This window comes from Nafulsella turpanensis ZLM-10, from assembly GCF_000346615.1.
Lineage (GTDB): Bacteria > Bacteroidota > Bacteroidia > Cytophagales > Cyclobacteriaceae > Nafulsella > Nafulsella turpanensis.
Map to the genome: position 1 here is coordinate 16,841 of NZ_ANNU01000010.1, position 21,223 is coordinate 38,063.

17 protein-coding genes are annotated in these 21,223 nt (G+C 44.4%); 3 read left to right on the forward strand and 14 right to left on the reverse strand.

Annotated elements, in window-relative coordinates; genetic code table 11:
• Nucleotides 1-19: 19 nt before the first annotated feature.
• From F752_RS23475 to F752_RS0104865, 8 genes are all read right to left on the reverse strand, one after another.
• Complete coding sequence (locus tag F752_RS23475; protein WP_160164083.1) at nt 20-1,744, reverse strand: RagB/SusD family nutrient uptake outer membrane protein; 1,725 nt, start codon at nt 1,742-1,744, stop codon at nt 20-22.
• 11 nt (nt 1,745-1,755) lie between these two features.
• Nucleotides 1,756-4,842 (reverse strand): SusC/RagA family TonB-linked outer membrane protein, encoded by a 3,087-nt coding sequence (locus F752_RS23480; RefSeq protein ID WP_160164084.1) that lies wholly within the window; start codon nt 4,840-4,842, stop codon nt 1,756-1,758.
• A 135-nt stretch (nt 4,843-4,977) separates the two neighbouring features.
• Nucleotides 4,978-6,351 (reverse strand): sugar porter family MFS transporter, encoded by a 1,374-nt coding sequence (locus F752_RS0104840; protein ID WP_017730605.1) that lies wholly within the window; start codon nt 6,349-6,351, stop codon nt 4,978-4,980.
• A 539-nt stretch (nt 6,352-6,890) separates the two neighbouring features.
• Nucleotides 6,891-9,665: a hybrid sensor histidine kinase/response regulator transcription factor gene (locus F752_RS0104845; protein ID WP_152425036.1), complete on the reverse strand. Its 2,775-nt coding sequence runs from the start codon at nt 9,663-9,665 to the stop codon at nt 6,891-6,893.
• Between the two features lie 126 nt (nt 9,666-9,791).
• Nucleotides 9,792-10,064, reverse strand: a complete 273-nt coding sequence (locus F752_RS0104850; protein ID WP_017730607.1) for a hypothetical protein — start codon at nt 10,062-10,064, stop codon at nt 9,792-9,794.
• 43 nt (nt 10,065-10,107) lie between these two features.
• Complete coding sequence (locus F752_RS0104855; protein WP_017730608.1) at nt 10,108-10,419, reverse strand: type II toxin-antitoxin system RelE/ParE family toxin; 312 nt, start codon at nt 10,417-10,419, stop codon at nt 10,108-10,110.
• A gap of 3 nt (nt 10,420-10,422) precedes the next feature.
• A complete protein-coding gene (locus tag F752_RS0104860) occupies nt 10,423-10,668 on the reverse strand; it encodes a hypothetical protein (protein ID WP_236613979.1) in 246 nt (81 codons plus the stop codon).
• Between the two features lie 84 nt (nt 10,669-10,752).
• The gene (locus tag F752_RS0104865) at nt 10,753-11,154 is read right to left on the reverse strand and encodes a helix-turn-helix domain-containing protein (protein WP_017730610.1); all 402 of its coding nucleotides are present in this window, start codon (nt 11,152-11,154) and stop codon (nt 10,753-10,755) included.
• 184 nt (nt 11,155-11,338) lie between these two features.
• Between F752_RS0104865 and F752_RS0104870 the strand changes: the two genes are divergently transcribed.
• The 3 genes from F752_RS0104870 to F752_RS0104880 are packed head-to-tail and all read left to right on the forward strand — an operon-like array spanning nt 11,339 to nt 12,902.
• The gene (locus tag F752_RS0104870) at nt 11,339-12,211 is read left to right on the forward strand and encodes a HEPN domain-containing protein (RefSeq protein ID WP_017730611.1); all 873 of its coding nucleotides are present in this window, start codon (nt 11,339-11,341) and stop codon (nt 12,209-12,211) included.
• A complete protein-coding gene (locus F752_RS0104875; RefSeq protein ID WP_017730612.1) occupies nt 12,208-12,624 on the forward strand; it encodes a hypothetical protein in 417 nt (138 codons plus the stop codon). Before F752_RS0104870 ends, F752_RS0104875 begins: the two co-directional genes overlap by 4 nt.
• An 8-nt stretch (nt 12,625-12,632) precedes the next feature.
• Entirely contained in the window at nt 12,633-12,902 is a 270-nt protein-coding gene (locus tag F752_RS0104880) for a hypothetical protein (protein WP_017730613.1), read from the forward strand.
• 224 nt (nt 12,903-13,126) lie between these two features.
• Here the strand turns inward: F752_RS0104880 and F752_RS0104885 are convergent, their stop codons facing one another.
• From F752_RS0104885 to F752_RS25190, 6 genes are read right to left on the reverse strand one after another with little or no spacing between them, the layout of a single operon-like run.
• Nucleotides 13,127-13,705 carry a hypothetical protein gene (locus tag F752_RS0104885; RefSeq protein WP_017730614.1) on the reverse strand — a complete coding sequence of 193 codons (579 nt, stop codon included), beginning with the start codon at nt 13,703-13,705 and terminating at the stop codon, nt 13,127-13,129.
• A 40-nt stretch (nt 13,706-13,745) separates the two neighbouring features.
• The gene (locus F752_RS0104890) at nt 13,746-14,441 is read right to left on the reverse strand and encodes a M48 family metallopeptidase (protein WP_017730615.1); all 696 of its coding nucleotides are present in this window, start codon (nt 14,439-14,441) and stop codon (nt 13,746-13,748) included.
• Nucleotides 14,438-17,650 carry a type I restriction endonuclease subunit R gene (locus tag F752_RS0104895; RefSeq protein WP_017730616.1) on the reverse strand — a complete coding sequence of 1,071 codons (3,213 nt, stop codon included), beginning with the start codon at nt 17,648-17,650 and terminating at the stop codon, nt 14,438-14,440. The genes F752_RS0104890 and F752_RS0104895 overlap by 4 nt, the downstream gene beginning before the upstream one ends.
• A gap of 6 nt (nt 17,651-17,656) precedes the next feature.
• Entirely contained in the window at nt 17,657-18,586 is a 930-nt protein-coding gene (locus F752_RS0104900) for a hypothetical protein (RefSeq protein WP_017730617.1), read from the reverse strand.
• A gap of 3 nt (nt 18,587-18,589) precedes the next feature.
• Entirely contained in the window at nt 18,590-19,951 is a 1,362-nt protein-coding gene (locus F752_RS0104905; RefSeq protein WP_017730618.1) for a coiled-coil domain-containing protein, read from the reverse strand.
• Between the two features lie 18 nt (nt 19,952-19,969).
• A complete protein-coding gene (locus tag F752_RS25190; protein ID WP_160164085.1) occupies nt 19,970-21,214 on the reverse strand; it encodes a restriction endonuclease subunit S in 1,245 nt (414 codons plus the stop codon).
• Nucleotides 21,215-21,223: the final 9 nt, after the last annotated feature.

The window sequence follows — 21,223 nt, forward strand, 5'->3', positions numbered from 1 at the left end:
ATTTGGTTAAGTGATTCTTTTAATAGCCATCAATCTGGGAGTAAAGCTCCGGAGCCAGGTCAATCTCCTCCTGTGGAATGGGCAGGTAAATCTGATTGCCGTTAAAGTCAAGCACCTCTCCTTCGAGGTGTGGTGCCCTCTCTACCTCTACCTCAAAGTACCTGTCCATTACTTCCTCGACAATTCCCCAGCGCACCAGATCATAGTAGCGGTGTCCTTCCATAGCGAACTCCAGCCTGCGCTCAGTTCGTAGGGCTTCACGTGCATATTGCTGGTTAGGGAATGGTGTATCGTAGGTGCTGATAACATAGTTGGCCGCATCGCCTGAGCCATCCAGTTTCTGCACATAGGTGCTGTTAATGGCTCTTGACCGAACCTGGTTAATCAAATCTCTGGCTTCTTCCAAACTACCTCCTGACTCGATGAGCGCTTCGGCTTTCCATAGTAGTACATCGGCATAACGAATGTAAATGTAGTTAAGACCAGAGGCAGCATGCGGGCCCGTACCCGGTGCGTTTATAGCCGGATCGTTCGGCGAAAGGATATGCTTTTTCCCTGACCTTCCTTCAGGGAAAAAGGTGGAGTTTCTAATCCAGGTTTCATCAAAAACGCCTGCATCTTTCCATGGAATGCCTATTCTACCAAAAGTAAAATCAATTCTGGGATCCAATGGCTCTGTATAATCCGCACCTGTTACGATGTCATTGTTGAAGGTATCAAAAAGCGGTAGGCCTTCTTCGCTGGTTCTAAAAACATTCGCCAGGTTCTGGCTGGCCAGATAAAAACCGTCACCGGTATAAGGCCCACGAGGGCCGTTTAAAAGGTTGCTCCAGTTGTGGTTTGGAAACACTGCTCCATTCAGCTGTGCATTTCCTCTCGAGAACTGGATGGCAAAAAGCACTTCCGGTCCATTTTCTCCCTCAATAGTCGCGAGATCTTCAAATTCAGGTAAAAGTGAATAAGGGCCTGACATTACCACATTGGCCATTTCAATGGCCTTCTGCCACTGCTCCGTCTGCACATAAAGTTTGGTTAAGTAAGCTGCAGCGGTATACTTATTTACCCTTCCATCTTCAATTTCACCCGGACCAGGTAAATTCTCATATGCAAACAACAGGTCTTCTTCAATCAACCCCCATAGCTCCTCAGAAGTATATTCTGTATTGCTTACTTCTGATGGGTTATCCTCTTCGGTTAGAAAAGGAATCCTATTGAAATCTCTTTTAAGAAGAAAATGAAAGTGGCCCCGCAATAAATGCATCTCCCCAAGTCGAGTCTGCTTAGGATAGTCCTCTGCCTCCAGGGCTTTTATACTACTAATGGCCCTGTTGACCCGTGCAATGCCAATGACATTATTTCTCCACTTACTTAATGGAACATGAAGCCCGTCACTTTCCGGATCAGAGGGAAAAATAACACCTCTTTCCATTTGGGGTACTCCTGAGTACTCCACTGCAGCAGCTCCTTCTCCGCCGGTATAAGCATCGTCGCTTCGCACATCCATGACCCAATTCGTTACCGGTCCGGTAAAGGCATTTGCTGGGTTTATTACATTGGCCGACAAGGCATGGTAAGCAGCTGTCACCAGTCCTTCCGTTATTTCAGGGGAGCTTAAACCTTCGGCCAGTACACCTTTAGGAGCCGGCTCCTCTATTATTTTCTCACAGCCCGTACCCAGAATGGCAATGGCAGTAAGGATTCCGATTGATTTTATAAATTTCCGCATATTAAAACTATCTATCATTTTCCTGTTCATTATAAACTTACCGTTAAGCCTACCATAAAAGTCCTTGGAAGGGGATAGAACCCTCTGTCTACCCCAAAGACATTCGCATCACCCGCAAAAGGGACTTCCGGATCCAGGCCAGAGTAGCCGGTAAGGGTAAATACATTCTGAACTTCCCCATAAAGCTGAAGAGTGGATTTTTCAGAAAGGCCTACCGGAAGGTTATAACCTAAACGAACGCTTCTCAGGCGAATGAAGGAAGCATCCTCCACGAAATAAGAAGAAGGCCGCCTTTCATTGTTGGTAGCGCTCAGTTGAGGCGCAGGAATGGCAGAAGAGGTGTTTTGCGGGCTCCAGGCGTCAAGGATCCTCCTTCCAACATTGAAGTTCGGTTCAAAGAAATCCGTGTTCTGGCGGGTATAATTATAAACTTCATTTCCTTTGGATGCATACAGGAAGAAAGAGAAATTTAATCTTTTATAATTCAGGCTGGAGTTCAGACCAATGGTAAAATCAGGATTTGGACTTCCTAAATAAGTACGATCCAAATCATCAATCACTCCATCTTCATTCAGATCTGCATACCTGATTCTTCCCGGCGCTTTTCCTGGCTGCTCAGCATGCTGTTCAACCTGCGTTTCATCCTGAAAGATGCCATCAGCCACCCATCCGTAAAAAGAGGCAAACGGATAACCTGTAGCTGCCCTGGAATCTCCATCAAGATTGAAATACTGCTCACCGTAAATGCCTGTTGCCCCTACGCCTGGCCCCAGGCTTACCACTGTATTAGTATACCTGGAAAACTGTAGCTGATTGGTAAGACTGAAGTCATCACCATTACCAGTATAAAAGTGTGTGATGTTCAGGTCAATCCCGTTATTCTCTACTGAGGCGGTATTTTTCGGAGGTGCCCCTCCCTCTCCTTCCGCGGCAATAACTGGAGGGTGGGTTAAAATGTCGTCAGTCCGTTTGATATAATAATCAAAACCTACTTCAACGCTATTTTCGAAGAAAGTGGCATCAAAGCCGACATTGGCCTGCGTGGTGGTTTCCCATCTAAGGTCAAGATTACCCCGCTGAACGACAATCAGACCTGGTGAAACCGTTGTATTGTCCCCGTTCAGATCATAATCTGCCCTGTCCGGATTTAACCCAAAAGTAGAGTAAATAGCGTATGGAGCAATATTCTGATTTCCCTGCTGCCCCCAGCTGCCTCTTAACTTAAATCGGTTGATCCAGTCCGACTCAAACAGGGCACTGGCAAATTCCTCCTCATCAAGTATCCACCCTGCAGAAAAGGCTGGAAAAAGGCCGGAGGTTTTCAGGCGGGAGGACTGATCGTGTCGCAGGGTCGCTGACACCAGATATTTTCCATTTAAAGTATAGTCCAGTTTGCCAAAATAAGACAGTAAAGCCCAGTCTAATTCGCCCCCTCTATTAGTACTGCTTTCGGCATTACCGGATCCGATTTGAACAAAATTGGGATCTTCAATGGTATATCCACTCCTTCCGGCTCCCAGGTCCCGAAAGTTGTACCGGACTGCCTCATGTCCTAACAAGGCTTTGAAGCTATGACGCATCGTATTAAAAGAATATTCAGCAGTATTAATCCATGTACTGGTGAGCCCCTCTCCAAAATTATTGTTGTAAATAGCTTCTTCCCGCATAAAGCCCCCCTCCTGGAAAGTGGGTGCAAAATGTCGGGCAAAGAAGTTGGAATAATCTATTCCTAGGTTGGTCTTTAGTAAAAGATCATGAAAATCATTTTCGCCGGCAATGAGCTCCAGCACATCTGCCTCAAGGTAGGCATTTCCAAATATGCGCCAGCTTGTTGAATTATTGTTTTTATTTCTATCTAATTCAGCTACCGGATTAATGGCATTTGGGAAAGCCAAGCCACCCACAAAGGTGTTGCCCCCTGCAAAATTTCCATCAGTATCATAAACCGGTAAGGCAGGGTGCTGGCGAATCACCTGATATGGAATCCCACCCTGAGTATCCTGGGTTCCTGTTTGCACCTGGTCTGTCCAGCTTAGGGAAAGATTCTCCCCCATCCGAAGCCATGGCTGTAAATGGTAAGATGAGTTAATTCTGCCGGTTAAACGGTCATAGTACGTGGTACTGATTACCCCCTCCTGATCAAAGTAAGAAAATCCCAGGCTGTAATTACCCTTCTCTGTACCTGAGTTTACATTCACAAAATATTGATTATTCTGGGCTACCTGATAAACAGCATCAGCCCAATTGGTGCCTTCCGGGCTAAACTGATAAAACTGATCTGTGCCTGGCACTTCAAAAGGAGTGATTACCACCTCAGGGCTTTCAACTCGTCCTCCGTAAATACCAATATTGGGCGTCCTGTTGCTATTTTGTGCAGCAAGCCAATACAACTCCCCCCACTCCTGTGCATTCAGTACTTCTACCGTATTAGCCAGTGTCTGAAGGCCTCTCACCACCCCGGCATCAATGTTTAAACTTTCTCCTCTTCCTTTTTTGGTGGTGATAACTACAACACCAGCTGCAGAGCGGGAGCCATAAATAGAGGCGGCAGCGGCATCCTTCAGTACCTGAATACTTTCAATATCGTTAGGATTCAGGTTGTCCAATGGCTCAGCGGTCGGAATTCCATCCACTACATAAAGTGGGGTATTATTATTTAAAGTCGTAATACCCCTGATACGTAACTGGGTCCTCCCGGAGCCAGGTTGCCCGTCTTGGGAAACAGTAACACCCGCAACCCTGCCTTGTAATCCCTGCAAAACATTGGCATAAGGAACAGTGCCCATTTCTTCCACATCTACCACCGACACCGCCCCGGTTACGTCTTTCTTCTTTTGGGTAGTGTATCCCATTACCACCACTTCCTCTAGAGAGGCGGTAGATGGCACCAGAGCAATATTCAGTTTAGATTGGCTCCCGATCTCTACCCTTTGCGGTTTAAAGCCTATAAAAGATATCACCAAAGCTTTTCCGGGTTCTGCCTGAAGAATAAAATTTCCTTCTACATCAGTAACTGTACCCGTTCTTGTGCCTTCTACTCTTACTGTGGCACCAGGCAGGGGCTCTCCTGTTTCAGCATCCGTTACCGTCCCGCTGATTCTTGACTCCTGTGCCATGAGGGGGGACCCTAGTATGAACATTAGCAAAATGAGTATTCGTGTTTTCATAGCATTTTTTTTACAGATTCATATTCTACCCTATTTACAGCCAGTAAATCAGGCTGCTCATCTTTAAACCTTCGTGAGCACCCATCAAGTCACAGCATTTCCCACCTTTTGCACCTTTTTCTCCTGTACCGTTTTGAGCTCCATCCTTCCAATTTCTTCAAGAGACGTACCTTTCGTTTCAGGCATCATCTTCCAGACAAACACCAGCTGCAATATCATCATTAGACTAAATATCATGAAGGTATTCCCCCCGCCAAGCGTCGCCGCAATGTAAGGGAACGTAAATGCAATGACCGCTGCCATCAGCCAGTGGGTAAAACTTCCAAGGGCCTGGCCGCTGGCTCTGACGCTATTCGGAAAAATTTCAGAAATAAACACCCAGATTACTGCTCCCTGTGACATGGCAAAAAAGGCAATGTAAACGAATAGGCAAATAGGAACAAAGATGCCGTTAAAGTTCTCTGCATAAAAAGCCTGGGCAACAAGTCCAAGGGTAAGGATAAGACCAAAGGAACCGATTAGCATCAGCTTCCGGCGGCCGGCACGGTCAATCAGGTATAAACCCACCATGGTGAAGACAAGGTTTACCAATCCGATTCCAGCTGAAGATAGAAGAGCCGATTCTTTTCCAAGACCGGTCATCTCAAAAATCCGGGGCGCATAATAGATGATAGCATTAATACCTGACAGCTGGTTAAAGAGCGCAAAGAGAATGGCCAGGGTCACTGGCAGACGGTACTGTTTGGTAAAAAGCCTGGATTTGGTTACGCTGGCCTGCTGCTGATGGTCTGCAGCCACGATGGCCTTCAGTTCTGCATCAGCGGTAGCCGGATTGATTTGGGCAAGGACACTTCTTGCTTCTTCCATCGCTCTTCTTTTAACCACCAGCCAACGTGGGCTTCGGGGCACCAAAAGCATCAGTCCGACAAATATGGCTGCCGGGAAGGCCTCCACACCCAGCATCCAGCGCCAGGGAGCTTGCCCTGCATCCTTCAGCAGGTAGTTCGACAAATAGGCAACCAGAATACCTAGTACTATATTGAACTGGAACATAGCCACCATTTTACCTCTGGACTTTGCCGGTGCAATTTCGCTGATATACATAGGAGCGGCTACAGAAGATGCTCCCACCCCTAAACCTCCGATAAAGCGGAAGAATAAAAAAGAGTACCAATCAAAAGCAATGGCAGAGCCTATGGCAGAAGCTAAGTATAAAACCCCTATCCAAAAGAGGGTTTTCTTCCTTCCTATCGCATCTGAAGGAATACCCCCGAAAAGCGCACCTACCACTGTACCTATTAAGGCTATACTTACTGTAAAACCATGTTCAAAAACACTCAGGTTCCACACTTCCTGGATTGCCTGTTCCGCTCCTGAGATAACAGCTGTATCAAATCCGAAGAGGAAGCCTCCCAGCGCCACCGTTATTGACCAAAATAAAATTTTACCATTCTTCATTTTATATTCGCTTTATTTTACATCCAAGGTATATCAAAGCCTGAAAAATGTGTTGCAGGAATATTTCTAAATAATTTAAAATCTTATCATTTCATGAAATGGACGACAAATCCCAACTGCTGCAAACGATTGCAGCGATTTATCCTCAAAAATGATAAAGGAAGGCTTTCACTTTTGTACCATTCTTTCGAAATCGTTTCATTATTACCTTCTAAGGTGGTTATGGCAGGTATCCCTGGGGTGGAAGGGAGCGTTAGGCATTTGAAAACCACCATCTCTAAGGGGCAAGCTTGATTATTGGAAGGCTAAAAATAGAGGAGGGTAGAAGCCACAGGAGGAGAAACAATAAAAAAGAAGGAGAAGACAAAGTAGCCTTACCTTCTTCCTCTCTCTTTTGATCTTTCTTCCCGATCCATGGACAAAAAGTAGGAACCAGACTGTGTTCCAAGCACAGCTGTCATGCAATCAGGCTAGACAGAAAACAGAAAGAAATCCTTTATTTTTTAGTGAGGAGAATGGCTGGCAAACCTACCTACCCACTAATCCTTCACCAGATGGGTCGCCCTGTATTCAGAAGGGCTTATCTGAAAGTGATTTTTAAAAGCAGTGGAAAAATAAGCCGGTGAGGAGAACCCTACTTCATAGGCAATCTCTGAAATATTCATTTCACTGTTCAGCAGGAAGTGTTTGGCCTTTTTTAATCTTACCTTTACCACATACTCATTTACCGGATATCCAAGCAGAGCCTTCACCTTTCGGTACACTTGTACCTTTGACATGCCTAAGCTTTCCGCAATGTCATTGGCATTCAGGGCAGTATTGGACAAATTCTTTTCAACCACCGCCAGGAATTCATTCACAAACTTTTTGTCCAGCTGTTTTGGAACCACGGCCTGCTTCGCTTCTGCTGGAATTTCGCAGCTGTAATGGTCCCGAAGCATTTCCCTGCTTTTAATCAAGCCTTTTATTCTTTCATAAAGATAGGCAAAGCTAAAAGGTTTCGTTACATACATATCGGCTCCAGACTGCACTCCTTCTATCTTTTGCTCTACAGAATCCTTTGCCGTAAGCAGAATCACAGGTATATGCGAAGTTCTTTTGTCATTCTTTAATTCGGATGTTAGTTGCAGTCCATCCATACCCGGCATCATTACATCAGAAATAATTAGATCTGGTACAGTATCAAAAGCCATGCTAAGGCCAAGCGTGCCATCAGCGGCATCTACCACATTAAACTCCTTTTGCAAGCGCTTCTTCAGGAAAGCCCTCAATTCTACATTATCTTCAACAAGGAGAATAGTTTTATCTTTCCTGTGAAGAGCTTTGGTGCTTAATTCTTCAGATTCTAAGAGATCATCAGGCTCTTCGTTTCCGCTGGAAAGTAAAGCATCGAGCATAGGCTCCAGTGTTTCGGAAGCAGGTAGAATAATTTCTTCCTCCCGGAGATGTTCTTTACCCAATGGAAGCGAAACAATAAATTTTGTCCCCTTCCACTTCTCACTCACCACAGCAATTTCCCCTTTGTGCAGGTCTACCAACTCTTTTGATAAAGCCAGGCCTAAGCCAGTACTCAGGTTACTATAAACTTCTCCGGTATAAAAACGGTCGAAAGCATTTTTCACATGTTCCTCACTCATGCCCCTTCCATTATCCTCTACCATAATTATCACTTTATCATACGTATCGGACAATTCAATAGTGACAGACACCTTTCCTCCATCTTTGGTATACTTAAAGGCATTTGACAACAGGTTAAAGAGAATCTTGTCCAGTTTATCTGAATCAAAATACACCTTCAGGGACTCCACCTGGCTGTTAACGGAAAAATCTATCTTGCGCTTTCGGCTTTCCCTGCTAAAAGAGGCGCTAATCTCTTTAATAAAACCAACAACATCCTTTTCAGCAACCTGCAGTTTCATCTTCTGATTTTCAATCTTACGGAAATCCATCAGCTGATTTACGAGATTCAGCAGTCGGAGGGCATTACTTTTTACCAGCTGCAAATCCTTTTTCATTTCCGCTGAAACACTGCCTCTGAGCATATCATCTACCGGCCCGATAATCAGGGTCAAAGGAGTGCGGAATTCATGCGAAATATTCGTAAAAAACTTAAATTTGGCCTCCGTCGCTTTATCCGCCTTCCTGGCCATACGGGCTAATTCATTCCGCTGATGAATCACTTCCTTATTTTTGGCACTGAGTTCTTTATTCATTTCCTGCTTCTCCTTAAGCGAAAGTAAGGCTAAGGCACCCAGTACGATAATGACTAGCAAGGCTGCAGACAAAAAGTACAACAGGATACGCTGGTTCTGGTAAACTTCTATCTGCTTCTGAATTTTCCCCTGTTGTCTTTCAATGCTGCTTTGCTGACTCAGGATTTTATCTGTTTGCTGCTTCATAATGTGCACGTTCCGTCCATCAATCAACGTACTACTCAGCATATTTTCCTTTTCGTAAGGTTCATGGTACAGGATTTTACGGGCCAACCGAATCACTTCTTCCCCGCCGGTCGGGTATAAGAAGGTGGCGTCCAGAATACCATCCTCCACAAATTGCAAACCACCATTAGGCCCACTAAGACCGTCCACCCCAACAAAAATCATTTCATCTTCCTGCTGGATGCTCTTTAAATATTCGAAGGTGCCTAAGGCCATCACATCATTGTGGGCGAAAACTAGATCAATCTGTTTATTTTGATGGTAAAAGTCTGGAAACTTTTCCTTGGCGATATCTTTTTCCCATTCTCCTGGTACTTCCGCCACGATCTTAATATCTTTAAAATCCTTTAACGCACTGGTAAAGCCATTATGCCTGTCTACAGCGGGAGAAGAGCCTTTAAGACCCCATACCTCCAGAATACGCCCTTTCCCCTTTAACAATTCCCCTACATAATTCCCTGCCAGTCGACCAATCTCAAAGTTATTGGCCCCAACGTAGGCAGTGTACAAGGAGGAAGAGGTTCTCCTATCCACAATAATCACTGGAATACCCTTTTCAAAGGCCTCTTCGACCAATGGTGTAATGGGGGCAGCTTCATTAGGGGAAACGATAAGTAAATCTACCTTCTGATCTATAAACTCCCTAATATGCTGCTGCTGAAGGCTGGTGCTATTTCGGGCATCTTTTATTACAAGCTCCAGTTCGGGGTAAAATGATAGTTCCCGTTTCATCTCACTATGCATGGCTTTCCTCCAAGCATCTCCCCCTGTACACTGGGCAAAGCCAATGACCAACTGCTTCTCCTCCTGCCCTTGGCTACAGGAAAACAGGAAAAGTAGCATAAACAAATTAATGATAGTTGTTAACTTCATCATGTAAATCCCCACACCTTTACCTGCTAATATAATGAATTTGAATATTTTAAACGTTTTGTCTATACAAAAAAGTGAAATAGCCTGCACAAAACATTTTCCAATGGAAAGAGAATCCTTCTAATTTATTTAGGCCGAATGACGTTTAATACTTTTTTCTTTTCTTTCACCTGAATGGTTGTTCAGCAGAAAACCTACAAGTAAATAAAAATGGTTAGCTATTAGGCAAGGGTCGTGCGGCTTGTAGTGCAGCGGGGCGGAACGGAAAGGCGGGCGATGCTTGCGTGGGGTGGAAAAAGCTTGTGAATAGAGAGAGGAACGAGCGGAATGAACAGGCTTCTTCCACATGGACTGTGCGGCGGGATGGGTTAAAAGAGGAGCCATGGTTAAAGAAGTTTCCATTTTCAGTATCTTACTCTAGGCTGACTCCTCCTGCTGCCTTCTATCATTGATGCCTTTTCAGCATTTTATCAGGATGTTGGCGGGTATCAAAAATATCAGTTACATAAATATTTTCCGCTTCTGGTAAATAGATAAGCTTATAATGCTCTTCTATAATCAGATAGCGGTGGCCCTGATGGAGAGGGCGAAGCAATTCCTCCTCTTGACCCTTAAAGGGATTCGCTGCCAGATTTTTGGCACTACTGATAACAGCTATTCTCAATCTTTTAGCATAGGCCCCGAATCCTTTGGACCTGTAATACTTGCATATTTCCCTTAATGAAACCTTGGCCGGTTCAGTAATGAAAACCTTCATTCGCTACCAGTTTTCAGATTCCTTCTCCAGGTCTTCGATGCTACTTACCCTTCCTTCCTGTATGGCCCTATTAGAAGCTTCAGCCCTTTCCAGCAAGGCGGATTGCGAAATAGAATTCCCATTTGGGTCATAACCTGCCACAGGCCCCGACTGGCTGCTGAGAATTTCCTTAATCCTGCGGATGATTTCAACATCCTGAATCCGCGTCAGTCGCTCAATCAACTCCAGTTTCTCTGCTTGTATATCCATGTTCATACGGTTCTCTTTTAAAGGTAACGATTTTCCTCCTTAGCTGATTCATCATGAGCAAAATTTCAAACATCCGGCAGAAGTTCACCCCTTCTGCTCCATCATCTTTTCCAGCAGGGCAATCTTCTCTCTTTCCGCCTTCAAAAGGGCATCATACAGCTCTACAATCTTCTCCATAGGATTGAAGGTACAGTGATAGTTAAAATTAGTAGCTGAATTATCATTGTTGGTAAAAGTGCTTGCAATGATATTTATAGCAGCCTCTTCACTAAAGCTTCTGATAGCCTCAGCGGGTACACCTAACTGTTGGGCTACTTTTTCCAGGAGCTCGGGTTCTAGTTTTTCTTTCTGTTCCATCTGTGATACGGCCTGCTGGGAAAGGCCCAGTTCAAAGGCTAAAGCATCCTGTTTAATGCCGAGGATTTCCCGGATGCGCTTTACATTTTTTCCTTCATGTACTTTCTCTGGCATGGTGGCGGCTTTCATAACGACAAGTTTAGATTAAGTTTTTATGGTATAAAACAAGCAGGTGCCTGTAAGCTACAAGGGCTGCTGGTGGGATACCAGCCATCAACACACTTCCTTTACAACAACAGCCATAACAACAGTCCGATGGCAAGATAAGAAAAAATGAATATAAGATGCTACACCCCTTTAAATTCAAAAGATTATGTACACCTCCACTCATCATCTGCCTGCTGCACTTCAGCAGAAGCTTCGGCAGGCCCTGCAGCTGATGCAGGCACAAACGCAGGCAGAGAAAATCCTGCTGCTTTCCCTGCCCTCTTCCTTAAAGGACACTTCTGAATCGCCCCAGCCCTACCTTGACCGGCTGAACTTTTTAATCCTCCTTCCTGATGCTCAAAACCAGCAGCGAAAAGAACTGCAGGAAAAGCTGGAAGAAAGCTGCCGCAGAGCAGGCATCCCCATCAATGCCCTGGTGCATACCACTGCTCAGTTTCGCCAAATGCGCCAGCTCAACCCTTACCTCTTTCCCGAACTGCAAAAAGAAGGCATCCTACTTTATGACAGTGGCACCACTTCTTTAGAAGAATCTGTCTCCTGCCCCCTACCTGCTGCTACCATGGCCCGGCAGCATTTCATTCGATGGTTTTCCCTGAGTAGGGCTTTCCTCAGGAGCGCCCAGTTTTCCCTTTTCCGCAAGGAGCTTCGCCTCTCTGCCTTTCTGCTTCACCAGAGCCTGGAGCATAGCTATACGGCCATTCACCTGGTCTTTACCGGCTACCGCCCCACCACCCACAACCTGGACAAGATGAGACGCTATACCAGCCGCTTTTCTGGTGCCCTGGCAAGTGTCTTCCCCCGCCATACTCCGGAAGAAGTGCACCTCTTCCAGCTACTGAAGCAGGCCTACTGCCAGGGCCGTTATGCCGCTGAATTCCCCATCACCGAAAGGGAGTGCCACATCCTTTTAAGCAGGAGCAGAAAACTACTGCTCATGGCCCGCTGCATTTGTCAAAGACAAATTCTTTCTCTACGAAAAACGCATCAATCTTTTACCCCTGAACCACTACTGCCATGAAAATGCTATACCAACAAAAACCCTGGGAAGGCATGCAAATAGCCGAGGCACGGCTCAAGCTGCCCAGCCAGCTGATGATGCTCTGCAAAATATTGGAAGTAGAGCCAGATAAGCTCATTTACGACTTTCTCTCCACCCTGGCAGCAGAAAGCTTCGGAAAAAAGGGAGAGGCCCGGGAGCTGCTGCAGGACTACTTTATCCGCTGCGGCTATGGCCAGCAGCATTACACGGAAGAAGACACCAGAAAGATGCTGGAAGAGCTCCAGGCGATCGGCACCCTCTGGCCTGAGGGAGCCGGCAGAAAAGTAGTAGATAAACATACCCGCTGGCGGAAGATGTACCACAGGTACTGGTACCGCAAGTGGTACTACAAGATGAGAAGAAAAGAAGTGAGTCCCCTTCACCACAAATAGGTATCGCCATGGAAAAAGACACCAAAGAGCAGAAAGTCCTGCACCTGCCCAAAGACTCTCCCCTGACACAAGAGGCGGTGGAGAAATTCAACCAGCTCATCAGCTTTTCCCCTCCCCTGGAGCTGCGGGAAAACCTGCTGGAAGTCTACCTGACCTACATCATTTTTGCCCAGGAAGCCCCGCCCCTGAACTTCGACCGCATTGCCGAAAACATGTACTGGCTCATCCAGTTCTTCCGGCAGGTGGAGGAGGCGATGAAAAAAGAAGCTGAGGAGTAAATACTTTCAACATATTGAGATATTCTTAACTGCCTCATATTTTGCCTAAGAGCGGAAACCTAATAAACCTTTTGAGCCAACAGCCTTTCAGGCTTAATTTATCCACATAGGCTAGCCTTTTCCTTTATTTATAATAAAATTTTTGGGCTTGGGCCAAATACATAAAACAAGCCTGCCTCGGGTTTAATGCAGGTTTTTTTTTATAAGCAAAATTATTAAACGACTTAATCCTCCTTTGCATCCATAATCTCAATATCTGGCATATACTCGTATGTTTCATTTCCTATATACATAATATTAATCCCCCGTAAATAAGTCCTAGGCATCTTTTCAAGCAGTTCTTTACAGGATTTACTAAGCTGAAATCCATCGACATTAGACTCACACCACCTTAGATAAGATGGTCCTTCACCCAGAGGAACACCCTGGTCTTCGTATTTCCTCATGTACGCATCTATATCATCAAGGACACCTAAAAAAGAACCTTTAAAATGACACTCAATAAAGGCAGATAAGTCTCTTTCTATATTACCAAGGTGGACTCTATTTGAATCAGATAAAGGCTTTTCCGGGTCAAATATTTCGCCAATTGTTCTAATAGTAGATCCCGTAACCTCAAATTCCTCTGCGAAGTACATAGAAGGGCCATAAAACTCCCTGCCCCTTTTATCTGCATTTAGAATGTGATTCAGATAATTGGATAATAGTCCTCTGTCAATGCACAAAGTTCCCTGGTATATTTGTCGTATAGTGTAGCCATTGTATTTACCAAAGCGCATTGGTTCGTCAAGTTGATAAATCATGTTTATTGCTCCTTATATTTAAGAGATTGCCTAAAAAAAGCTAAGCCAACAGCCTTTCCAGCTTGTCTTTCCATTTGGGCCAGTCGGGCATTTCTTTGGTTTGAAGGTCGAAAAACTTTTGGGTGTGGTCGTGGTGCACCAGGTGGCAAAGCTCATGCACAATCACGTACTCAATGCAGGGCTTGGGAGCTTTTATCAGCTCCGGATTCAGGATGATTTTTCCCTTAGGGGTGCAGCTTCCCCACCGCCTAGGCATATCCTGAAGATATAAAGCAGTAGGCTCCACACCATATTTTTTAAAGCGCTGAATCAGTGGCTCAGCCAACTCGGCAAACTTTGATTTAGCCTTCTCACGGTACCATTGTTTCATCAGGGTTTCCACCTTTTCCTTTCTGGCAGTGGTTACCTCTATGAAGCGCCCCCTGTAATGTACAGCCTCCTTCTTTCCTTGGGTGACCTTAAGTCGGTACTGGCGGCCCATATATAAATGTGTTTCCCCGCTTACATACCGGCGGGCCGGCATCTTCGGGTGAAAGCTCAGGAAAAAGCTTTGTTGCTTTAATATCCATGGAGCTTTCTTTTTAACCCGTGCCCTAATTGCCTCCATTGCCGTTCCTTCTGGCGCTTTTACGAATACCTCCAGCTCTGGCGTTACGGTAATTCCTAGCGACTTACGCTCAGAAAAGGACAGCAGGTATTCAATGGTAGCCGAGCCAAACTGAATAGTATCTTTCATCCTGCGTACCTGATCTTCGCTACTTCTACCAACTGCTCGGCAATCCGGTCTATCTCCTCAAAGCTAAGCTTAAGCTGATATTTATCTCTTACCTCATCAATCAGGTAATCACCTATATAGAGCATCATTTTCTTCGGCACATCACTGCCCTGACGATGCCAGTCTACCACCAAATGCTTTTGAATAATTGCATCAGTAGCCAGTGCAATAGCTGCTGCAATACCTTTAAGCTGTTCCTTATCAGCCACCTTTTCCTTTATTTCTTCCAGCGAAATGCCGTAAAAAGCCCGGGCTACCTCATGGCGGTTTAGCTCAGCAGGAATATCCGAATCGGTCCGGGATAGCACCTTGTCACGAATTTCCTTAGAACGCTTCAGGTACTCTACCTCACTGATCCGGTTCTCTTCAAAGGCTTTAATAGTTTCTTTCAGCATCTCGGAGAACTTTTTGTAAAAAGCCGGGTCCTCCTCCATCTTTTCCGAGATATGTTTGGCAGTACGCGAAGCAATCTTATCGGCTTTGGCAGTAGTACCAACCGTTTTTTCGATTTCCTCCTCAAAGGCATCTTTATCGAAAATATTTACCAGGTCTGTGATAGGCTCAACCTTTTCAGTGCTTACGTGCGTATCGATCAGCTTCTGGATCTGCCCTTCGTACTGCTTAAAATCAACGGCATCGGAATAACGCTGTACCACATCCTTGCGCAGGCCTATAAAGAACTTGAGGTCATCTTTGTAAGAAGTTATTTTCTCTTCGCCTGTTTTTCGGTGAAATTCTATAGACGAGAGCGCCATTTTTAAGATCCGTGCATAAGCCGACAGCCGCTCATAAAAGTGAGTGCGTATGGCTTCGTCGCGCAATAATTGCGCATAGGCTTCGGCGTCACGCTTGTTTTTCACTTCCTTAAATAGCTCCCAAACCGCTGAATGGCGCTGGGGTAGTTTCTGCACCTCATCATTAATGTCGGTTAGGGTATTTTGAATATCGCCCGGATCGAAGTCCTCAAAGGCTGAGTACACATCCAATGCATCGCCCAGCTCTTCAATTACCCCGTAATAGTCAATGATGTAGCCGTAGTCTTTATCCTTATGTACCCGGTTGACACGGGCAATCGCCTGCAGCAGACTATGCCCCTGTAATTTGCGGGTAAGGTACAGCACGGAATTACGGGGCGCATCGAAACCAGTAAGTAGCTTATCTACCACAATAATGAGTTCAGGATGCTCGGAATACTTATAGCGGTTAATGATATTGGCTTCATACTTATCCTTCGTACCATGCTCATCCATCATCCATTTCCAGAAAGCATTCACTGCATCGGTAGTGTTTCCATAAGCACTTTCTTCTCCTTCCCGCATGTCAGGGGGTGAGATTAGCAGCTCTGAGCTTACCCTGCCAATTTCATCGAGATATTGCTTGTACTTAATGGCCACGGGTTTCGATGGACATACCAGCTGCCCTTTAAAATCGGTTCTTCCCTGAAAGTTTTGCTGGTAATGCAGGCTGATATCCCAGCAGATAGCCATGATTTTCTGGTCGGCTATGTTCAGCTGATCGGCCCGGCTAAATTTCTTCTTCAGGTCGGTCTTTTCGTAGGTATTTAAGGGTTCGCTAACCAGGCTGAAGTAATTGTCCAGGGGCGCTTCATTTACCTTCTGAAAGGCATGTCTTCCTTCATACAGTAGGGGCACTACGGCCTTATCTTTTACCGCTTTATCTACCGTATAGTGGTCTATTAGCGTACCAAATTTGGCCAGAGTATTCTTGTCCTTTTTAAACAATGGCGTGCCGGTAAGGGCAATATAACAGGCATTCGGTAGCGCCTTCTGCATTTCTATATTGAAGGTGCCGTACTGCGTACGGTGCCCCTCATCCACCAAAACAAAAATATTAGGGCTATCGAGGTTGCGGATTTTCTTTACTGCAGTCTCGAACTTATTGATAATGGTGGTAATAACCGCATCGCTTTTGCTGTGCAACAGCTCCACAAGGTGTGTTCCTGTACCGGCATTCAGCACAGGCATATTACACTTTTGGAAAGTTCCGGTAATCTGCTTATCCAAATCGTCCCGGTCAGTAACCAGGATTATCTTAGGGTTCCGGATTTGTTTTTCCATGGCAATGGCCTGCGCCAGCATGACCATGGTAAGCGACTTGCCACTGCCCTGCGTATGCCAGATTACCCCACCGGTGCGCTTGCCCTTTTTCAGCTCACGTACCTGTACAATGGCTTTCTTGATGGCAAAGTATTGCTGATAACGGGCTATTTTTTTTTGCCCATCATCAAAGACAACAAAATTATAGGTGAAGTCGAGTAAACGATCCGGACGGCAGAGCCCATACAGGTAACGGTCCTGCTCGGTCACCATCCGCTGGCTCTGTTCCAGCGCTTCAAAGTTCCTTTTTTCCGAAGGATAACGGTCGGCGTATAATTGCTGCTTTATCCACCCTGTTACTGCCTTGTTTTTAAGCGTTTTTAGCTCCTCCTCACAAGCAGCTTCTTCTTCCTTATTCCTGAACTTCTCTTCCCAATGTGCCCAGAATTTGGGAGGTGTGCCATTTGTCGCATAACGTCCTTCGTTAGTCGATAATGCTATCAATGTTTGTGCAAACAAGTACAATGGCCGGATGCCATCTTCATGTTGGTTGCGCAGATGCTGCGAAATAGCCTGATCGATGGGAGCCTTCATATCGGGCCGTTTACATTCGATAATGCAAAGCGGAATGCCGTTTACAAAAAGCACAATATCCGGAATATACTCCTTCTTGCTGCTACTGCGCATGACGGCATATTCTTCCGTTACGTGAAAAACATTATTTTCCGGGTGCTTCCAGTCGATGTACTGCAGCGTATAGCTTTTCTTATCGCCGACAATGCTTTGCTCCAGGGCCTTACCCAGCGTAAGCAGCTCATATACCCTCTGGCAGGCGGTAATATAGCCCTCTACCAGGGAGACTTCTTTCAGGGCTCGAATACCAGCCTCGATATTGGCCTCGTTAAATGCGGCTGTTTTATTCGAGGAAAGTCTAATCTGGTTAATCCTCCTGAGTTGATCACGTAACACTCCCTCCAGCAATACCTGATTCTTCCTCTCGCCCCTGGCTTCCAATGCTTCCGAAGCATTCAGGTAGGTATAGCCCAATTGAATTAGAAACTGCAAAGCCGGTAGCTGACTGATGTGGTCTTCTTTAAAGGAGGGAGTTTGCATAAAAAATTATTTTCGCGTCTTTAATTCTATAATAAACTCTGTAACCGATGTAGATGAATACCTAATTACCTTCACTTTTCTTGGGTTAACAGGCTCAATTACTTCAGCTTCTCTACCCAATTTTTTATTCTTAAGGAACTCCTGTACTTCCTTGAGGTTCCTTGGCGCACCTTGGTACGCAATCTTTATATCACCAGAATAAGGAGACTCAGGCTCTATTTCAGATTTGAATATTTGAAAATCATATTGCTGGGTTAATTCATCAAAACGCAGCTTATATTTTTGGTAGTTAAACGTTGGTGATAACCTAACCTCTTCAATGAGGTTCCCAAAGTCAACTTTAACATGCTGCCCCTTTGGCTGATTCCCAAGGTAAACATCATCGGAATCCGGTATTTGAAGCAACGCCCTAAATTCTTTTTCATGCTCGAAGCTTTTGCGCTTTGCAAACATTAAATCAGTATCCATATGACGAGACTTCCAATGATAATCTCGTTGATACTGTACTTCATTAAAAAGAAGCGAATATTGAGTATTCCTTCTTAATTCTTCTTTAAGTTTTTTAACTGTGGTTTTAATTGTTACCGCATTATCAAGTTCTTGATTACAATACAAGCGCCACATTGCCTCTGACTCATGTTCACTCCTATACCAACAGGAAACATATGATCTTCTTCTGTATAGTTCATGATCTAAAAATTGGGTTAACATCCAGGATTGCCATGGCAAACCACCTCCTTTTTTTGAACACTCGCTTTTATGGAAATCCATAAAATCTTTAGATCCATTCCCCCAACTGTAGCTTCCTTCAAAAGGATCTGAACCAGCATAACCAGGAATATTATGAAAATAAATAGCCTTGTCATTTAGCATACGCTCAAAGCTAGAAAGTGACATAAAACGCCAAATAATATCGGAATCCTTCACCTCGCTCATAACTTACTTTTTTATCTCCTGAACAGCTTCCTTAAGTGAGTTTAAGGTTTCGCGCAACTCTGCTGAGCCATTGGAAAATAAACTACCATTATTTTCTGGGTAAAAACGTGGGGGTAGATATACCTTCTGAATCGTTTCCATGATCATTTTTTCCCTACTTGTATCCTTGTTTTTAAAAGCTTCCGAGATTTCATCAGCATAGGCGTTGATGGTCATAGCTACTGCAGCTTTGAAGGCATACTCTTCCTTTAAGCTTCTTTCTTTGGAATACTGGTTGATAGCAAAACCAATCAGAATAAGTGCAGGAGAGGCCTTTAGTGCATTAATTACCAGGTTCACCCATTGTGTATCTGTTTGAGCTGGAATGGAGGTAAAGACAAAGTGAATCCAGAAGCCGCCTCCAATCACAATTAATATCATCACAACAAGCCAAGCCCATGTACTATAATTCAGTCCTTCCTGTCTTGTTTTAAACGTATGCCCTAAGGCACCATCGGCCGCCTTCCCTGTTAGCTTGATAATTTCTTGCTTCTTCTCTTCAATGAACTGCTGATTCTCTTCGGTAAAGGTGAGATTAGCTTCAATCTTTTTAAAAAACTCCTCCAAAGTAGCTACCGTTTCCTCCACCTCAGCCTTTACAGCCTTAAATTCTTTTTCATTAGCTAAAATGGTTTCTTCTACTTTCGTAAGGTTTGTTTCTTGTTTAGCCTTGATAGCGTCTATCTGACCAGCCTGTGTTGTACTGGTATTTAAAAGGTTTGCGATTTGCTGATTGTTAGACTGAGCTGAAGAAAAAGCTGCGGTTATTTCTGAAAACTGTTGCTTCTTCTCGTCCACCAATGTATCAAGCTCGCCCTTTTGCTTTTTCAAGCCTTTCTCAAACTCTTTATTACTTTTAATGCCTGCCTCTAAGCTGCTTTCAATCGCCTTCAACCTTCCCTCTAACTTAGAGGCATTTATTCCCCTGAGGTTATGAGAGTGCACTGACGATTTATCCCAAAACCCGTGGATATATTGATAATATATTAACCTATTTAGAAAGCCTTCTGCAGCAGGGAGATTATTACCAGTTATATAGTTGATTAAGTACTGAAGGTCTTGTTGCAAATTGCTACTACCATATTCATTTTGAAAATTGTATTGAAATGGTAAAATGTGACCTAAGCCAGCTTCTGTTAGCTCCGCCTTAAACTGCCTGACCACTCGATTCCAAGTAGCTATAAACCACTCAGCATTATTCTGCCCCAGATTGATTTTAGCAGGATCTGGTTCTGAAGGATAAGCATCTGCTATCTTCTTTTCCACATCAAGTTTTTCAAGCTGGTTTAACAAGTTTTGTACCGTTGCAAGCTGGTTAGTATTCATAGTGAGTAGTCTATATTATTAAACCAAGCGTTTCTTTCCTGTAAGCAATTGCTGCATCAGGCCCTTCTTCTGCTGCTTTAGCTGATTCATCTTTTGCTTGAGAAGGGTGATTTCGGCTTCTGAAGCTTTAAGCACCATTACAATAGCCTGCTGCTCCTCAAGTGGAGGCAACTGCATCTTCTCCTTAAGAAAAAGCTTAAAGTCAAAAGTCATTTTTTCGATATGTACCCCATAACTTGACCGATAAGTTTGGTGGTAGAATTTAGGCAGCTTCGATATCCAATCCAAAAATTCAACATTCAGTTTATTTGGGTCTTTCGCTACTGCAGCGATGTAAGAGCCAGAAATCTTCATACCATCAAACGCCTCAGTGGTCAGGCCTGATGCGCCATGAACAATCTGCATCTTAGAGATTAAGAAATCACCAGCTTTAGCCGTTCTGAGGTTTTTGGTAAGAATTTGGCTTCCGTTCAAGCTCTCTCGATGGAAGAGTCCTCCAGACCGCCTTTTCACACTAATCAAATCATAGAGCTCATCATCATTCCAGTCCACAGGTCGCTTAACCTCCTTAAGCACTTTGCCGTATTCAACCTCCCTCCACTCCCCACTAAACCCAGGCAGGCGTTTCTTACCGGTAAGGAGCTGTTCCATCAAGCCTTTTTTGCGCTGCTCTTTCTGCGCAATCAGCTGGCTAAGCGTATCGATGGCTTTATCCCAGGTGCCTAAGCAGGCCGCAATGGCTTTTTGCTCTGGAAGAGGTGGAGTTGGTACAACTAACCACTTTTTAAGGTTGGTTGGATTAATATTACACTGACTTACCCCAACGGTTGCTAAAGCCTTTAGCTTAGTTTGAGTCCTAGAACTATTAAAAAAATAGTTAACAAATTCAGGGTTAGCCGCATCTTTCCTAATTCTAAATCTTACTAGATAAGAGGCAAAAGTATACGTGCCATCTAAATCAAAAATTCCTGTTTTACCTACCAAATCATAACTATTGGTCCTATTGAACAGTAAATCTCCAATTTGAAGCTGATAGGTTAATAAGTCATTTTCATTAATTGAGACTAAATCGACCTTGTCAGGATTCATTTTCCCGTTAAGAAAATTGTTCATCTTGAACATGGGAATAGTTCCATCCTCATTTGAAGGTATAGATAAGCCATACTGCGACAAGGAAACAATGTCACCAAATTTCAAAGCGCCCCAATCTTCAGGAATTAATCCTAGCTTGGTTGGCTTGTAGCCTGCTTTTGTTTTTGTCATTATTTCCAT

Bases quoted from the DNA above. Each gene is read 5' to 3' on its own strand.
- F752_RS23475 (WP_160164083.1), bottom strand. From the start codon at position 1,744: ATGATAGATAGTTTTAATATGCGGAAATTTATAAAATCAATCGGAATC.
- F752_RS23480 (WP_160164084.1), bottom strand. From the start codon at position 4,842: ATGGCACAGGAGTCAAGAATCAGCGGGACGGTAACGGATGCTGAAACA.
- F752_RS0104840 (WP_017730605.1), bottom strand. From the start codon at position 6,351: ATGAAGAATGGTAAAATTTTATTTTGGTCAATAACGGTGGCGCTGGGA.
- F752_RS0104845 (WP_152425036.1), bottom strand. From the start codon at position 9,665: ATGATGAAGTTAACAACTATCATTAATTTGTTTATGCTACTTTTCCTG.
- F752_RS0104850 (WP_017730607.1), bottom strand. From the start codon at position 10,064: ATGGAAACTTCTTTAACCATGGCTCCTCTTTTAACCCATCCCGCCGCA.
- F752_RS0104855 (WP_017730608.1), bottom strand. From the start codon at position 10,419: ATGAAGGTTTTCATTACTGAACCGGCCAAGGTTTCATTAAGGGAAATA.
- F752_RS0104860 (WP_236613979.1), bottom strand. From the start codon at position 10,668: ATGGATATACAAGCAGAGAAACTGGAGTTGATTGAGCGACTGACGCGG.
- F752_RS0104865 (WP_017730610.1), bottom strand. From the start codon at position 11,154: ATGAAAGCCGCCACCATGCCAGAGAAAGTACATGAAGGAAAAAATGTA.
- F752_RS0104870 (WP_017730611.1), top strand. From the start codon at position 11,339: ATGTACACCTCCACTCATCATCTGCCTGCTGCACTTCAGCAGAAGCTT.
- F752_RS0104875 (WP_017730612.1), top strand. From the start codon at position 12,208: ATGAAAATGCTATACCAACAAAAACCCTGGGAAGGCATGCAAATAGCC.
- F752_RS0104880 (WP_017730613.1), top strand. From the start codon at position 12,633: ATGGAAAAAGACACCAAAGAGCAGAAAGTCCTGCACCTGCCCAAAGAC.
- F752_RS0104885 (WP_017730614.1), bottom strand. From the start codon at position 13,705: ATGATTTATCAACTTGACGAACCAATGCGCTTTGGTAAATACAATGGC.
- F752_RS0104890 (WP_017730615.1), bottom strand. From the start codon at position 14,441: ATGAAAGATACTATTCAGTTTGGCTCGGCTACCATTGAATACCTGCTG.
- F752_RS0104895 (WP_017730616.1), bottom strand. From the start codon at position 17,650: ATGCAAACTCCCTCCTTTAAAGAAGACCACATCAGTCAGCTACCGGCT.
- F752_RS0104900 (WP_017730617.1), bottom strand. From the start codon at position 18,586: ATGAGCGAGGTGAAGGATTCCGATATTATTTGGCGTTTTATGTCACTT.
- F752_RS0104905 (WP_017730618.1), bottom strand. From the start codon at position 19,951: ATGAATACTAACCAGCTTGCAACGGTACAAAACTTGTTAAACCAGCTT.
- F752_RS25190 (WP_160164085.1), bottom strand. From the start codon at position 21,214: ATGACAAAAACAAAAGCAGGCTACAAGCCAACCAAGCTAGGATTAATT.